A 15131-nucleotide genomic window follows, 5' to 3' on the forward strand; every position below is an offset into this window, starting at 1 on the left:
GTGTTAAAATAAAGTTTATGCCAAGATATAAAAGACGCCGTAAGACTCCAAAAACATTCAAGACTACAATCATTATCATCTCTTCGCTTATGGTATTGATGCTATCGGCATTTGGATTCATTCATTATGTAAATGCTAAAAAGCTACTGAACTATGAGACACAACAAATGGCTAGCATTGATCATCGTCATGAACTATTTGATGAACAATGGCATCGCATAACATCTCCAATGTCTTATCAAGAGACAATTACTATCACCTCATATCGTGAGAAAAAAGTCAGAGGAAGTGTTCATCTCTTTGCTGGATTCATTTTTAATGGCAAGCAGTATTATACCTTAGCTAACCAACTAACTCTTATTCAAGACAATCCTATCAACCAAGCGGTCGCTGACTTAGGCTATCCCCAAGATAATATCTCAAAACAAATCAATAAACGGTTTGCAAAGATCCCCTATTTTAATACTAGTCGTCAGCCTAAGGGGATTGTTATCCATGAGACTGGTAATGATGACTCAACACTTGATAATGAAATTAGCTACATGATAAAAAACTATCACACATCAGGTGTTTTCGTCCATAGCTTTATCAATGCTAATCAAATCATAACGATTGCCAATCCTGATTTTATGGCACAAGGTGCTGGGCCTAAGGCCAATCCTAACTATATTCAGTTTGAGATGACTAGAGAAAATAGCCCAGATGGTTTTACCAATCAGCTAGCTAATGCAGCCTATTATACTGCTAAACAACTGCATCATTATCATCTGCCAGTTACAATAGGGCAAGAGGATGGTCAAGGAACTATCTGGACACATGATATGGTGTCTAGATATCTCGGAGGAACTGACCATTCTGATCCCGTCGAATACTGGAGAGGTATGGCTAACTACTATTGGGGAGTGGATTATACTGTTGAAGATTTTACACAATTAGTTCAAGCCTATTATAATCAACTATAAAGACGTAAAAATGGTATAATCTAAGTTATACTATTTTTTATTTGGAGGCATTTATGTTTGCATGGTTTGGCCGTTTGGCTAAAGGTATTATTATTGCATTGGGATTTATTCTACCGGGTGTATCTGGTGGCGTATTGGCATCAATTTTGGGACTCTACCAAAAAATTATTGCCTTTTTGGCTCACCCTACTCGTAATTTTCTAAAAAATATTCTCTTTTTCTTGCCCGTTGGTATTGGAGGAATTCTTGGTATCGCTCTTTTCTCTGCACCACTTGAGTGGTTGCTAGCTAACCATCAAGTTCCCACCCTCTGGGCTTTTACTGGTGCTATTGTCGGAACACTACCAACTTTGTGGCAAGAAGCAACTGTTGAAGGACGACGTGACAACAAAGACTGGACTATCTTAATCATTACTTTTATCGTTTCAGGATTACTACTTTTCTTCCTCAATGATTTAGTTGGTACTATTCCAGCAAGCTTTGCTAGTTTTATCTTAGCTGGTGCCCTTATCGCTCTAGGGATTCTTGTTCCAGGTCTAAGTCCTTCTAACCTTCTCTTAATTATGGGACTTTATAGTCCTATGTTGACGGGCTTTAAACAGTTGAACCTAACAGGCGTTTTTCTCCCGATTGCTATCGGTGGTGCTGTCACTATGATTCTCTTTTCAAAAGTGATGGATCATGCCCTTGAGAATCACCACTCTCGCGTTTATCACTTTATTTTAGGTCTAGTGACCTCAAGTACTCTCTTGATTATTTTGCCAAATCCTCGTTCAGCAGAAAGCATTTCTTACGCAGGTGCAGGTCTGGGTACCTTCATCTTTTCTGTTATTTTATTTGTAGCTGGGATTGCTCTTGGCGTTTGGATGAGCCGTCTTGAAGGAAAATATAAAAAATGAGTAAGAAATCTAGAATCAAAAAGACACTAGTTGATCAAATTCTCGATAAGGCTGGTATTGACCATGATAGTCTTGTCGTCAATGCCAAAACAGGTCAGCTTCCAGAAGATATCAAGAGAGAAGATATCTTTAAAACACTGGCTTTAATTGGAGATAAAACTGGTCCAATCATTGGTATTATTCCCATCTCAGAGCATTTATCTGAAAAGAAATTAGCTAAAATCTCTGGGAATAAAAAGGTTCATATGATTCCTCAAAAGGATTTGCAAAAAACGACCGGCTATGTCCATGGCGCAAACAATCCTGTCGGTATTCGTCAAAAACATAATTTTCCTATTATAATTGATGAGATCGCTCTTGAAAAAGGAAGTATGGTTGTTTCAGGCGGTGAAATTGGTCGCTCGATTAGGATCGACAGTCAAACTTTAGCTGATTTTGTTCAAGCAACATTTGCTGATATAAAGGAGTAATCATGTCATTTATTGGAAATTTTATTTGGTTTATCTTTGCTGGGCTTTGGTCTTTTATCTCATGGTCTATTGTTGGAATCCTCCTTTGCGTAACCATCGTCGGAATCCCTCTTGGTTTGCAATGTTTTAAAATTGCCAGCTTTGGTCTTTTTCCATTTGGCAAACAAGTTGTTATCTCTAGTAGTGGGGCAAGTCTATTACTCAACATCATCTGGATGCTTCTATTTGGTTGGGAGCTAGCACTACTTCATTTAACATCAGCCTTTTTCCTTTGCATCACCATCATTGGTATTCCTTTTGCAAGGCAGAGTTTAAAACTCACACAAATCAGCCTTTTCCCCTTTGGCATTCGAGTTGTTAAGGAGTAGCAATGAAACTCTATTTTGTACGACATGGTAAAACACAGTGGAATAAAGAAGGACGTTTTCAAGGTGCTAATGGCGACTCTCCCTTATTAGAGGAATCCTACGAAACCATTACTAAATTAGGAAAACGTTTAGCTTCTGTAACTTTTGACGAGGTTTATTCAAGCGACTTAAAAAGAGCGGTGGATACTGCCCAACTAATCATGGCGCAAAATCACAGCCGACGTGATATTATCCAAACCAAGTCCTTAAGAGAGTGGCATCTCGGAAAGCTAGAAGGTCAAAAAATCAGTTTAGTTCAGTCTATCTATCCTTCTCAAATGAATGCTTTTCGGCATAATCTAGGAGTTTTTAAAGCACAGACTTTTGAAGCTGAGTCCGTTTACCAGGCAACTCATCGTTTAGCAGCATTCTTAGAGGAAACTATTGATAAGGAGTTAGAAAACATACTTCTCGTTGGACATGGAGCTCATCTAACAGCTTCCATCCGCAGTTTGCTGGGGTTTGAACCAGCCTTATTACGAGCAGAAGGTGGCTTAGACAATGCTAGTCTAACCATTTTAGAGACAGATGATTTTGAACATTATTCCTTAAAAGTTTGGAATGATACCAGTCACTATAACAACTAAAAGGTCTTTGGGACATATCCCAAAGACCTTTTAGTTTGCATATTTCATGCGTAAAATTTTCTCTTGTTTAGCATCTAAACGAAGTAAAATAACAACTTTATCAATACTCATATTGCTTTCTAATAAGCGCTCAGCAGCCATCATTAAACCATTGTTAAGTCCCATTTCAAGAATCGGGTTTTTCTTATCATTGATATCAAAGATAAACTTGTTATCAGGAAGGTCAAAAAGAACTTTCACAGCTCCATAAAGCTGCTCAAAGTTATCAATAGCCACGTCATAAACTGGCTTAGTACCTGCTTTCAAGCTACGCCCACGGTGATTAAACCACATGGCATGCCAGCCACCATTTTTGGCACCCATAACATCATTATCATAAGAATCTCCAACATAAAGGGTTGTTGCAGGACTCATATCAAACTGCTCAGCCGCCAAGTTAAAGATTTCTTTTTCAGGTTTTTGGAAACCCGTAGCTTGACTAACAATGACACGTTTGGGATCAACATAGTCATATAGACCAAGCTTTTTCACCTTCTTCAATTGATGCTCCGTTGGTCCATTTGTAATGATTCCGATTGGTACATTCTTAGACTTTAAAAAATCAAGCGTCATACGCATTTCATCAAGCATGGTAATGTTTTCCAACTCATGCTCATAGATGTCTTGGAAATGATTGCCCTCTGCTTCATCAATCTCACGATAACCAAATTCTGCAAGCGTTTCTTTGCAACGCCAAAAACGGAAATATTCTGTCGTCCATTCTCCAGCCATGACACGTGGAAAACCAATATCAGAATAGTGTCTAAAACGAATATAGGCTTGGTTCATCTGACTCATATCAAAATCAGGAAAACACTTCTCCATAGCCAGACGATATGGAGCTTGTTGGTCATAAATCGTATCATCGACGTCAAAAACAATTGAGGTTATCATGAATGCTACATCCCTTTTCTATTTTTTCAAACGTGACTATTATATCATTTTCTTTATTTTTTACCAAACCACATTCTAATAATAGTGAATTATCAAGGTTTTTGTGTTACAATAAAGTGATTATTTATTGGAGGATGTCATGTCTAAAGAACATATTGAAGCATTAAATGACCAGGAGATTGTCCGTCGTGAAAAAATGTCGGCCCTTGCTGAACAGGGAATCGACCCATTTGGTAAACGTTTCGATCGTACGGCAAATTCTGGCGAATTAAAAGAAAAATACGCTGACAAGAGCAAGGAAGACTTGCATGAGTTAAATGAGACTGCTATTGTAGCAGGTCGTTTGATGACTAAGCGTGGTAAAGGTAAGGTTGGATTTGCCCACCTACAAGATCGTGAAGGTCAAATTCAGCTTTATGTTCGCAAGGATGCTGTCGGCGAAGACAATTACGAGATTTTCAAAAAAGCTGACTTGGGTGACTTCCTTGGTGTTGAAGGTGACATCATGCGTACAGACATGGGTGAACTTTCAATTAAAGCTACAAAATTAACTCACCTTTCAAAAGCCCTTCGTCCTCTCCCTGAAAAATTCCACGGATTAACAGACGTTGAAACCATTTACCGTAAACGCCACCTTGATTTGATTTCTAACCGTGAAAGCTTCGATCGCTTTGTGACTCGTTCAAAAATCATTTCAGAAATGCGCCGTTACCTGGATGGTCTTGGTTTCCTTGAAGTTGAAACACCTGTTCTTCACAACGAAGCTGGTGGGGCTGCTGCTCGTCCATTTGTAACACATCACAATGCCCAAAATATCGACATGGTGCTTCGTATCGCAACTGAATTGCACTTGAAACGCCTTATCGTTGGTGGTATGGAACGTGTTTACGAAATTGGACGCATCTTCCGTAATGAAGGAATGGATGCAACTCACAACCCAGAGTTCACTTCTATCGAAGTTTACCAAGCCTACGCTGACTATCAAGACATCATGGACTTGACAGAAGGTATCATCCAACATGTTACCAAAGCTGTTAAAGGGGATGAGCCTGTCGTTTATCAAGAAACTGAAATCAAGATCAACGAACCATTCAAACGTGTCCACATGGTTGATGCTGTTAAGGAAATCACTGGTGTTGACTTCTGGCAAGAAATGACTTTAGAAGACGCTGTCGCAGCTGCTAAAGAGAAAAATGTGCCACTTGAAAAACACTTTACTTCTGTTGGTCACATCATTAATGCTTTCTTTGAAGAATTTGTTGAAGAGACGCTTATCCAACCAACATTTGTCTACGGACATCCTGTTGAAGTGTCACCACTTGCTAAGAAAAATGATGAAGATCCTCGCTTTACAGACCGCTTTGAGCTCTTTATCATGACAAAAGAATACGGTAATGCCTTCACTGAATTGAACGATCCAATCGATCAATTGTCACGTTTTGAAGCTCAAGCCAAAGCCAAAGAACTCGGTGACGATGAAGCAACTGGTATTGACTACGACTACGTTGAAGCCCTCGAATACGGTATGCCACCAACAGGTGGACTCGGTATCGGAATCGACCGCCTCTGCATGCTCTTGACAGATACCACAACTATTCGTGATGTACTCTTGTTCCCTACGATGAAGTAATGGTATTTAGAACTTTTGAAAGCCTCCAGCTAGACTGGTGGCTTTCTTTTCTATCAAAGAAAACAAAGCCACTTCGTTTAAAGTCCTAGTATATTGATGGATTACTTTATCTTGAGAGAAATCAAATTTCTAAGACTTACCTGTTAATCCCTTAAACTCCTTCTTCGATAAGATGATTTTCCTTTCCCACAATCATCAAACATGTTACACTAGTTGTATCATCTATAAGGAGTCGTCATCATGTCTAGAGAATATCTTGCTTATTTATCCGCTACTATTTTTATCTTATATGGTATCTTTGCTAGCAAGTGGTTATTTGTTTTTCTTGGTGCTGTTTTCATCATTATTGGAATTGCAGATCGGCTACAAGATAAAAACAAGATTGGTAAATAGAACCAATCTTGTTTTTTTACTTTTTAAATTCCTCAACCAGAACTTGAAATTCTTCATTGGTTAATGTGATGCCTTTTCCCATTTTAGAATGGTCCGGACTCCACGTTCTAATATCAAACTTGGGTTCTGCCCCATTAAAGCTGACACGGTTCAACTCTTTTGTCCATCCTTTATCATTTTCAGATAAAACTAAAAGTTTTTCAACGATTTCAAATGTAAATTCTGCCATAAAAACCTCCTTACTTATCTATTCGATATTATAAGACCATTATACCATGATTTTTCCTAAATTCAGGGCAAAATTTTAGTATTTGAATACTGCAATAAAAGGCAGTAGATTTTGTTTTAGTATCTAAATACTAAATTGTTCTTTTTATTTCAAAAAATTAGTGACAAACCCCTTTTATTATGGTATGATGATATGGAATCAAACCTAGGAGTTGTTATGGCAAGTCAATTGAATAAAAAAACTCTGCCAGATGGGCAACGTCAACAAGAGACAGAGTTAGAAAACAAATATCAAAGTTATCAAGACTTTGATCATAATAACATCAAGCTTAGAGAGTTAGCTTTTTTTGGACAAATTGCGATTTTCTCAATTTTTACTGTATTGACAGCTTTTGTTCTTTTAAGCTTCAACTTTGGACCTTATCTAGCTTTTCCAATTGCCATGTTAGTTGCCACTGCTCTAACATCAATTGTATACCAAGTGATTATTACGTTTTTAAAAAAATAGTACTTTACAACTTTTCATGTAAGGTACTATTTTATTTTTTGTATCCTGATAGGATAGACTGAGAAATTGGTTTAAAAACACCATTATGACTACTAAAAATTGAGTATCTTAAAATACAAGATATTAAAAAAGAGCAATCAAATCTGATTCTCATCGAAATCAATGATTTTATTGCTCTTGTTATATGATTAAGCTTCCTCGTCATTAGAGTAGTCGATAACAATATCGTCTACTTCTGCAGCATGTTTGACATCATCATCACCATCAACAATCTTATCTTCAAGATCCCAATCAGCAGCTTGATTCATCTTTTGAACAGCCATTTCTTTTACCAAGTTAGCTTTTTCTTTGACTTGCTCAAGGACATCCTCAGGAGTCAATTCGCCATTTTCATACTTAGCCTTATAGTCATTGAACTTTTCAACGGCTAAGTCTTTGTAACTATTAGCTTTATCTTTAGCATATTGAGTGTATTCTTCAGGATTTTCTTTGTAGTCAGTGATAAAATCACTGGCTTTTGCTTTAGTCTCTTTACCTTTGGCTGTACTAAAGAAATATGCTGCCGCTGCACCAACCGTTGCGCCAATGAGTAATGATTTTCCTAATTTGACCATATTCTTATCCTCCTAGACAATTACTTATTTATTCTTCTTTTTAAATAATTTTGCACCAACTTTACCAGTAACATATGATTTTCCAACTGTCCCCAAGACACTCCCTACACCATTGGTTTTCTGACCAATATGACGAGCTTTGACATTTAAATCAGAAACACTTTCTGACAAATCTGCAATTGCGACAAAAAGTGGATCAATCGTCGATACTTTACCATTGATATCTTCCACTAAAACATTTGCTTTGGCTAAAATTTCATTGGTTTGAAAGAGAGTGACATTAACATCACTCGTCAGTACCTTAATGGTTTCTTGAGCTTCATCAATGGTTCCTGCAACTTTTTTCAGTACCATAATCAAGTAAACAACTAGTGCAACAAATGCTAGTGCAATGATTAATACTGAAATTCCTACTAAATTCATGTTTTTCTCCTATTGTTAATTTCTGTTTTTGAGATAAAATGGGGTATCAGAACGACGTCTGCGGTAGATAAAGAGGACTAGTCCGATGATAACCAAGAGTGCTGACAACCATTGTGAGACTCTTAATCCTGCTAACATAAGACTATCTGTTCGCAATCCTTCAATCACAAAACGTCCACATCCATACCAGACCAAGTAAAAAAGACTCGGTTCTCCCTTTTTGAGCAATTTGGGTTTGCGACGTAAGCTGACAATCACAATGAAACCAATAAGATTCCAAAGCGACTCATATAAGAAAGTTGGTGTTCGATAGGCACCATCAATATACATTTGGTTTTTAATAAAATCTGGAAGATAGTTTAAGTGCTGGACAGTTTTACCAAAAGCTTCTTGATTGAAAAAATTACCCCAACGTCCCAAACTCTGGGCAATCATAACACCTGGTGCTGCAATATCCATGAAGTCCACTGTATTAATAAAATGATGCCTTGTGAAAAAATAAAGAACTATGGCACCAGCTATCAAACCACCATATATAGCAATCCCACCATTCCAAATAGCAAAGACTTCAGCAAGATGGTCTTTATAGTATGACCATTCGAAAATAACATAGTAAAGACGCGCTCCAATAATGGCGATGGGAAAGGCGATAAGAATAAAATCAAGAACTAAATCAGGATTAATCCTTTTTCGAGGAGCTTCTTTCATAGCAAGATAGACAGCCAAAATCAATCCTGTAACGATACACAAAGCATACCAACGAATCTCAAGAGGTCCCAACTTAAAGGCTATAGGATCAATCATTTGCTTCCTCATTTCTAGAAATAAGTTTAGTCAAACGATCCTCAAATGTTTTTGTTGCGTCAAATCCCATTAATTTTGCACGATGATTCATCGCGGCTGCTTCAATCACAACTGAGACATTTCGGCCAGTTTTAACAGGGATACGAACGCGGGGCACCTTCACACCTGAAAATTCAATTTCTTCATTACCATTACCTAGTCGATCAAAAACCTTATCGGCTTCAAAATTCTCAAGATAAATGGCCAACTGAACTTGTGAAGAATCCTTAACAGCACTTGCTCCGTATAAGCTCATGATGTCAATAATTCCAACACCACGAATTTCTAAAAGATGACGCAGGATTTCTGCTGGTTCTCCCCATAGAGTCTCCTCGTCCTTGGCATAGACATCAACGCGGTCATCAGCAACCAGACGGTGCCCACGTTTGACAAGCTCTAGTCCAGTCTCACTTTTACCAATACCAGAATCTCCTTGAATCAAGACGCCCATACCATAGATATCCATAAGTACCCCATGAACACTGGTACGCTCAGCTAAACAGGAATCTAGATACCAAGAGATTTCACCAGATAAACGGCTGGTTGGCACATCACTTGAGAGAACAGCAACACCATTTTTAGTAGCTGCTTGAATGATCTCTTCTTGAATCTCCAGACCACGAGAAACAATAATGGCAGGTGTTTGAGGTTTTAACATTTCACTTAAAACCTGAAAACGGTTATGTGCCGTCATAGCATTTAAGTATGACCACTCCTTCATCCCTACTAGTTGAACTCGCTCCGGTGCATAGTAATCAAAATAACCCGTCATTTCAAGACCAGGTCTTAAAATATCTGACGTTGTTATTTTTTTAGCTAGCAATGTGTCATCGCCATAGATAATATCGCACTTGATTTTATCTACCAGCATTTGAACTGTAACAGACATAAGGTCTCCTTAACTAAAGCTTTATTTCAGAATATTATATCATATTTTCAGAAAAAAGTAAGCGCTAACCAATTTACAGAAACAGAAGGCAGTCCCTACCTTTATACTTCTTGTTCAAATCCTTACCTAGCTTTTCAACAGCAATAATCCTTAAGCATGAGCCAAAAGTGACATCTTCTTAAATATTTTTATGACTAGAAATAATTTCTAGTAATCACCAAAACCATCCATCATCAGAATCTACTGGCCTAGCATTTTTTCGATGACGTTTTCCTCCGCCAAAACGCTCTCTTTCGATATCTTCTTTGTAAGGTAGAAAGATTGCTAAAACTACATAAATAATAATTGGAAATTGCGCAAAGAAACACGATACTATAAATAGAACTCTTACAAAACTAAGGTCCCAATTAAATTTATCCGATAGACCAGCGAGTACACCAGCAAACACTCGGCCACGTTTTAAACGATAAAATTGATTACCCATCCTATTCTCCTTTCGACCATCATTATGGTCTTATATTTTCATATTATCATTATAACCAAAGCCATGTAAAAACAAATCAGCCTTACGACTGATTTGCATTTTTTTCATAGCTTAACATTCCTTGACACTTGCCACAACGGTATTTTTGAAGATTCATCCGTCGTCTTCGAGGATAGACTTGTCCACAGCTTTGACAACAATAAGTATATTTAACACTGGACTCTTTAAGTTTAGGCGCATAGCGAATGCCATCAACTTGTTTTAACAAGGCTTTAAAATCATTATCTTGATGTTTGTAACCTTTCCCCTGAAAATAGAGATGATAATGGCAAAGTTCGTGTCGAACAATCTGGCGGAAAACCGCTTCTCCGTAGACCTCCAAGTGTCTCGGATTAAAATCTAAGTGACCATCATTTGGAAAAAATCGCCCACCTGTTGTTCTCAAACGCTTGTTCCAGTGAGCATGGTGCCTAAATTCCCAACCAAAGTCTTCCAGAGATACCTGTTTAACATAATCAGTTAGCATCACGAGGATCTACCAAGGAAAGATTGATTTTGTCACGATCAAAGTCTAATTTTGATACCCAAACGGTCACAATATCACCGACTGAAACGACTTGACTCGGGTGTTTGACAAAAGTCTTGGACATTTGGGAGACGTGGATAAGCCCATCGTCATGTAGCCCAATATCCACAAAAGCACCAAAATCCACAACATTACGCACAGTTCCCTCAAGTTTTTGACCAATCGTTAAATCTTTGATGTCAAGCACATCCTGGCGAAGAACTGGTGCTTCAAAATCATCTCGAAGGTCACGCCCAGGTTTAAGGAGATCTTGAATAATATCTTTCAGTGTTTCTTGCCCAAGCTCTAATTGCTCAGCTGTTTTAGCGATATTAAGGGATTGTAGCTTAGACTTAGCAGTTTCATCCAAATCCTTGATATCAAGCTGTTTGAAAAGCTCTTTAACGGCTGCATAGCTTTCTGGGTGAACACCTGTATTATCAAGGACATTTTTAGCGTTAGGAATGCGAAGAAAGCCTGCTGCCTGTTCAAACGCTTTGGCACCAAGACGTGGCACTTTTTTGATCTCTGCCCGAGATTTAATAGCACCATTTTCTTCACGATATTTAACAATGTTCTCAGAAATCGTTTTATTCAGTCCTGAGACATGAGCTAAAAGCGCTGGACTAGCTGTATTGATATTAACACCAACTTGGTTAACCACTGTATCTACAACGAAATCAAGATTTTCAGCCAATTTCTTTTGGCTGACATCATGCTGATACTGACCAACGCCAATAGACTTGGGATCAATTTTCACCAATTCTGCCAAAGGATCTTGCAGGCGACGAGCGATAGAAATGGCTGAGCGTTTTTCGACCGTTAAATCAGGAAATTCCTGACGTGCCAATTCTGAAGCTGAATACACAGATGCACCAGATTCATTCACAATAACATAAGATACCTGTGGAAAATCTTTGAGAACCTCAGCGACAAAAGCTTCACTTTCGCGACTAGCTGTTCCATTTCCAATAGCGATGATTTCAATTTGGTAGGTTTGAATCAATTCTGCTAGTTCTTTTTTGGCTACTTCGATTTTTGCCTGACCTGCTGGTGGTACAGGGTAAATGACGTGGGTCGTCATCAATTTTCCAGTTTGATCAACGACAGCCAATTTAGCTCCTGTACGAAAGGCTGGGTCAAAACCGAGAACCATTTTTCCTTTTAGGGGTGACACTAAAAGAAGATTGCGGAGGTTTTCTGAGAAGAGACTGATTGCACCATCTTCGGCACTCTCAGTTAGTTCTGTCCGAATACGGCGTTCCATAGCTGGAACGATTTTTTTCTTGCAGGCTTCTTGAACAATCTTATGGATATAGTCATTCTTCTCTTTGAAGCGGGCTTCATAAAAGCGTAGCATTTTTTCCAAATTATGCTCAAAGGCAACTTTTAAAACACCCAATTTTTCCCCACGGTTGAGGGCTAGGATACGATAACCTTGTAATTTTTCAACAGCTTCTTCAAAATCATAATAGATTTGGAAGACTTGTTTGTCATCAGCCGCTTGGTCTTTGAGTTGAGAAGTTAATTGGCTGTTAGCCCAGATTTCATTATAGGTCCATGAACGGAGCTTGCTATCATCCGATAGGGCTTCAACGAGAATATCACAAGCCCCACTCAAAGCTTTTTCTGCTGTTTCAAATCCTTCTGAAGTGAAAGCCCCTGCCTCTTTTTCTAGATTTGGAATATTTTGTAAAATGAGACGAGCCAGCGGGAACAAGCCTGCTTCACGTGCTACAGTTGCTTTGGTCCGACGTTTTTCTTTATAAGGCAAATAAAGTTCTTCAACATCCGCTAATTTTTCAGCTGCTTCAATGGCTTGTCGGAGTTGATCGGTTAGCTTACCTTGCTCTTCAATTTTTGAGAGAACTGTTTCCTTTCGTTCAGAAAGAGTGGTTAATGATTTATCCAAATCGATAATAGCCTTGATTTGAACTTCATCCAGATTACCCGTTTTTTCTTTACGGTAACGAGCGATGAAGGGAATCGTATTTCCTTCTGCTGTCAAAGCTAGAACTTGTTCAATTTGTTGTGTTTTTAATCCCAGTTCCTGGGTCATTTTACTAATATTTTGATTTTCCATAACCTATTTATTATAGCTTAAATAGAAACAATTTTCTATAAGAAAAAAGAAGGCTTCTGCCCTCTTTTCATAATCTTACGATGTTGATTTATCGAATTGTTGCCAAACCAAGCCAACGACTAATCCAATCAATGCTGGTAAAATCCATCCCATACCAAGTTCGAAAAATGGTAACACTTTTGCTGCAAAGTTGATTAAACCTTGAACTGGTGCTAAATCATGGATAAGGGCTGGTGTAGCATTCAATCCATCCACAATAGCCGCTAATAAGGTGAAAACAATCACAGAACGGTAAACTTTTGTTGATAAGGGTAGCCAGGCTGAAGCAATTCCCAATAATACCAGTACAATCGCTAAAGGATAGATAAACATCAGTACCGGAATCGAGAGTTGGATGATTTGCGTCAAGCCAACATTGGCAATAATGGCTGGAAGGATTGAAAAGACGATCAGATAGAAACCATAAGATTTACTTGGGAATAGCTCGTTAAAGGTTTCTGAGCAAGCTGTTGTCAAACCAATACAGGTCTTGAAGCAACCAAGGAAAACAATTAAGGCTAAAATAATACTTCCCATAGCACCTAGATAATGAGCGGTGATTTGCCCAAGAGCAATCCCACCGTTTTCACTAATGTCAAAGCCACCTAAACTTGTTGTCCCTGCATAGGCCAACAAGGTATAGATAAGCCCCATCAATCCCATGGCAATCAAACCAGATTTTGTCATTTCGATAGCTAATGATTTGGGTTGTGTGATGCCTTTTTGTTTAAGGGCAGTAATCACAACGATACCAAAGGCTAATCCTGCTAAGACATCTAATGTATTATAACCTTCAAGAAATCCTTTCATGAAAGGTGCTGCTTGATAGGCTTCACCAATCGTTGCTCCGCTGACTGGGGCTAAGGGATTGATAAGCACGAGGAGAAGAACAAGGCCAAGAACGAATAAGAAAGCTGGGTTAATGTATTTCCCGATAATATCTATCAACTTCCCTGGTTTCTTAGATAGCACATAAGATAGGCCAAAGAAAATGAGAGAATAAATAGCCAACATCGGTGCCTTCATACTATCGCTAAGATATGGTGCAAAAGCAATTTCAAATGACGTTGTCGCCAAACGTGGCATAGCGAAAAATGGACCAATAACAAGATATAAAGCCACTGTGAAAAAGTATGCAAATGGCTTCGTAACACGATTTGCTAAATGAAAGACACCTTTTCCACCAGAGAGCCCAATAGCCATAATACTGAGAAACGGAAAGCCAATAGCTGTCAAGAGAAAGCCTAAGTTGGCTGACCAAATACTAGCACCTGCTTCTTGTCCCATATGAACTGGAAAAATCAGATTACCAGCTCCAAATAAGATACCAAAAAGCATTGATCCGATGAAGAATGAATCTTTTCGTGATAAGGTTTGTTTCACACGAATTCCTCCTAATAAAAAAGTGTGCTAATTATAACATGAAAGTAAACTTGAAAACAAGAGTATTTTTCAAAAAAATGCCAATTTTCTAAATTTTAAACAAAAAGAAAAATCGCTTGCGCGACTTTTCCTTTGTCTTAATTTAATTCAACTAGTTCTCCTGTTTCCAAATAGACCAAACGTTCGCAAATATTAGCGACATAATCGCCAAAACGCTCCAGATGGTTAAGGATGGCCAAATACTCTGTCCCATTACGAATATGGGCATCGTGATGTTTCATCTGCGAAATCATGTCCCTTGATAACATCCAATAGGCATCATCTAATTTTTCATCTTCCTGAGCTAATTTTCGAGCTGATTTGGCTTCATGTTTAGGAAAAATTGCCATCAGCTGGTGCAACATTTCCAAGGCAGTTTGACCCATTTCTTGAAGTTTTTCTTCAAACAAGGGGAGCTTTTCTTCCTCTTTCAACCGAATCGTTGATTTAGCAATACCAGCAAAATGATCTCCCATGCGTTCTAAGTCAGAACAAGAAGCCATAATAGCAATAACAAATCGTAAATCAGATACCATTGGTTGCTGGAGAGCGAGAAGGTTGGCACAGGCAACTTCGATAGCTATTTGATAATCATTGATACGTTTGTCATCGTCGATTACAATACCAGCCAACTGATGATCATTATCCATCATAGCTAATAGAGCTTTTGAGCCATTTTCAAGGACTGCTTGACCCATTTCTAAGAAGTTATTCTCCAAAGACGTCAGTTCTAAATCAAATTGTTCTCTCAT

General features: G+C 38.3%; 19 protein-coding genes. 8 read left to right on the forward strand and 11 right to left on the reverse strand.

Features of this window, described 5'->3' with window-relative positions:
• The first annotated feature begins 17 nt into the window (after positions 1–17).
• The 5 genes from C0J00_RS06975 to C0J00_RS06995 are packed head-to-tail and all read left to right on the forward strand — an operon-like array spanning position 18 to position 3325.
• Complete coding sequence (locus C0J00_RS06975) at positions 18–962, forward strand: peptidoglycan recognition protein family protein (protein ID WP_104968196.1); 945 nt, start codon at positions 18–20, stop codon at positions 960–962.
• Between the two features lie 53 nt (positions 963–1015).
• On the forward strand, positions 1016–1861 hold the full coding sequence (locus tag C0J00_RS06980) for a DUF368 domain-containing protein (RefSeq protein WP_104968197.1): 846 nt from the start codon (positions 1016–1018) through the stop codon (positions 1859–1861).
• Positions 1858–2331: a YbaK/EbsC family protein gene (locus C0J00_RS06985; protein ID WP_104968198.1), complete on the forward strand. Its 474-nt coding sequence runs from the start codon at positions 1858–1860 to the stop codon at positions 2329–2331. Before C0J00_RS06980 ends, C0J00_RS06985 begins: the two co-directional genes overlap by 4 nt.
• Positions 2332–2333: 2 nt before the next feature.
• On the forward strand, positions 2334–2699 hold the full coding sequence (locus C0J00_RS06990; RefSeq protein ID WP_104968199.1) for a YccF domain-containing protein: 366 nt from the start codon (positions 2334–2336) through the stop codon (positions 2697–2699).
• Between the two features lie 2 nt (positions 2700–2701).
• Positions 2702–3325, forward strand: coding sequence for a histidine phosphatase family protein (locus C0J00_RS06995; protein WP_104968200.1), 624 nt, complete (start codon positions 2702–2704; stop codon positions 3323–3325).
• Between the two features lie 30 nt (positions 3326–3355).
• Here the strand turns inward: C0J00_RS06995 and C0J00_RS07000 are convergent, their stop codons facing one another.
• Entirely contained in the window at positions 3356–4258 is a 903-nt protein-coding gene (locus C0J00_RS07000) for an HAD family hydrolase (RefSeq protein ID WP_104968201.1), read from the reverse strand.
• A 139-nt stretch (positions 4259–4397) separates the two neighbouring features.
• Here C0J00_RS07000 and lysS point away from each other — a divergent pair, with 139 nt between their 5' ends.
• Together lysS and C0J00_RS10495 are read left to right on the forward strand one after the other, a co-directional pair.
• Entirely contained in the window at positions 4398–5888 is a 1491-nt protein-coding gene (gene lysS / locus C0J00_RS07005) for a lysine--tRNA ligase (protein WP_104968202.1), read from the forward strand.
• A 240-nt stretch (positions 5889–6128) separates the two neighbouring features.
• Positions 6129–6281 carry a hypothetical protein gene (locus tag C0J00_RS10495; RefSeq protein WP_199773959.1) on the forward strand — a complete coding sequence of 51 codons (153 nt, stop codon included), beginning with the start codon at positions 6129–6131 and terminating at the stop codon, positions 6279–6281.
• Between the two features lie 16 nt (positions 6282–6297).
• Here C0J00_RS10495 and C0J00_RS07010 read toward each other — a convergent pair whose 3' ends face one another.
• Complete coding sequence (locus C0J00_RS07010) at positions 6298–6510, reverse strand: YdbC family protein (protein ID WP_104968203.1); 213 nt, start codon at positions 6508–6510, stop codon at positions 6298–6300.
• Positions 6511–6726: 216 nt separating this feature from the next.
• On the opposite strand from C0J00_RS07010, the gene C0J00_RS07015 reads away from it, so the two are divergent.
• Positions 6727–7017, forward strand: coding sequence for a DUF3270 family protein (locus C0J00_RS07015; protein WP_104968204.1), 291 nt, complete (start codon positions 6727–6729; stop codon positions 7015–7017).
• Positions 7018–7205: 188 nt separating this feature from the next.
• Here the strand turns inward: C0J00_RS07015 and C0J00_RS07020 are convergent, their stop codons facing one another.
• The 9 genes from C0J00_RS07020 to phoU all read right to left on the reverse strand — a co-directional run bounded on the left by C0J00_RS07020 (position 7206) and on the right by phoU (position 15131).
• On the reverse strand, positions 7206–7631 hold the full coding sequence (locus C0J00_RS07020) for a YtxH domain-containing protein (protein WP_104968205.1): 426 nt from the start codon (positions 7629–7631) through the stop codon (positions 7206–7208).
• A 24-nt stretch (positions 7632–7655) separates the two neighbouring features.
• Positions 7656–8054, reverse strand: coding sequence for a DUF948 domain-containing protein (locus C0J00_RS07025; protein WP_104968206.1), 399 nt, complete (start codon positions 8052–8054; stop codon positions 7656–7658).
• A 15-nt stretch (positions 8055–8069) separates the two neighbouring features.
• On the reverse strand, positions 8070–8858 hold the full coding sequence (gene lgt, locus C0J00_RS07030; RefSeq protein ID WP_104968207.1) for a prolipoprotein diacylglyceryl transferase: 789 nt from the start codon (positions 8856–8858) through the stop codon (positions 8070–8072).
• Positions 8851–9786 (reverse strand): HPr(Ser) kinase/phosphatase, encoded by a 936-nt coding sequence (gene hprK / locus C0J00_RS07035; protein ID WP_104968208.1) that lies wholly within the window; start codon positions 9784–9786, stop codon positions 8851–8853. Before hprK ends, lgt begins: the two co-directional genes overlap by 8 nt.
• 214 nt (positions 9787–10000) lie before the next feature.
• Positions 10001–10270, reverse strand: a complete 270-nt coding sequence (locus C0J00_RS07040; RefSeq protein ID WP_104968209.1) for a PspC domain-containing protein — start codon at positions 10268–10270, stop codon at positions 10001–10003.
• Between the two features lie 82 nt (positions 10271–10352).
• Positions 10353–10799 (reverse strand): SprT family protein, encoded by a 447-nt coding sequence (locus C0J00_RS07045; RefSeq protein WP_104968210.1) that lies wholly within the window; start codon positions 10797–10799, stop codon positions 10353–10355.
• Positions 10786–12918, reverse strand: coding sequence for a Tex family protein (locus tag C0J00_RS07050; protein ID WP_104968211.1), 2133 nt, complete (start codon positions 12916–12918; stop codon positions 10786–10788). Before C0J00_RS07050 ends, C0J00_RS07045 begins: the two co-directional genes overlap by 14 nt.
• Before the next feature lie 75 nt (positions 12919–12993).
• Entirely contained in the window at positions 12994–14340 is a 1347-nt protein-coding gene (gene brnQ / locus C0J00_RS07055; protein ID WP_104968212.1) for a branched-chain amino acid transport system II carrier protein, read from the reverse strand.
• Positions 14341–14477: 137 nt separating this feature from the next.
• Positions 14478–15131, reverse strand: a complete 654-nt coding sequence (gene phoU / locus C0J00_RS07060) for a phosphate signaling complex protein PhoU (RefSeq protein ID WP_104968213.1) — start codon at positions 15129–15131, stop codon at positions 14478–14480.

Source organism: Streptococcus pluranimalium, assembly GCF_002953735.1.
GTDB lineage: Bacteria > Bacillota > Bacilli > Lactobacillales > Streptococcaceae > Streptococcus > Streptococcus pluranimalium.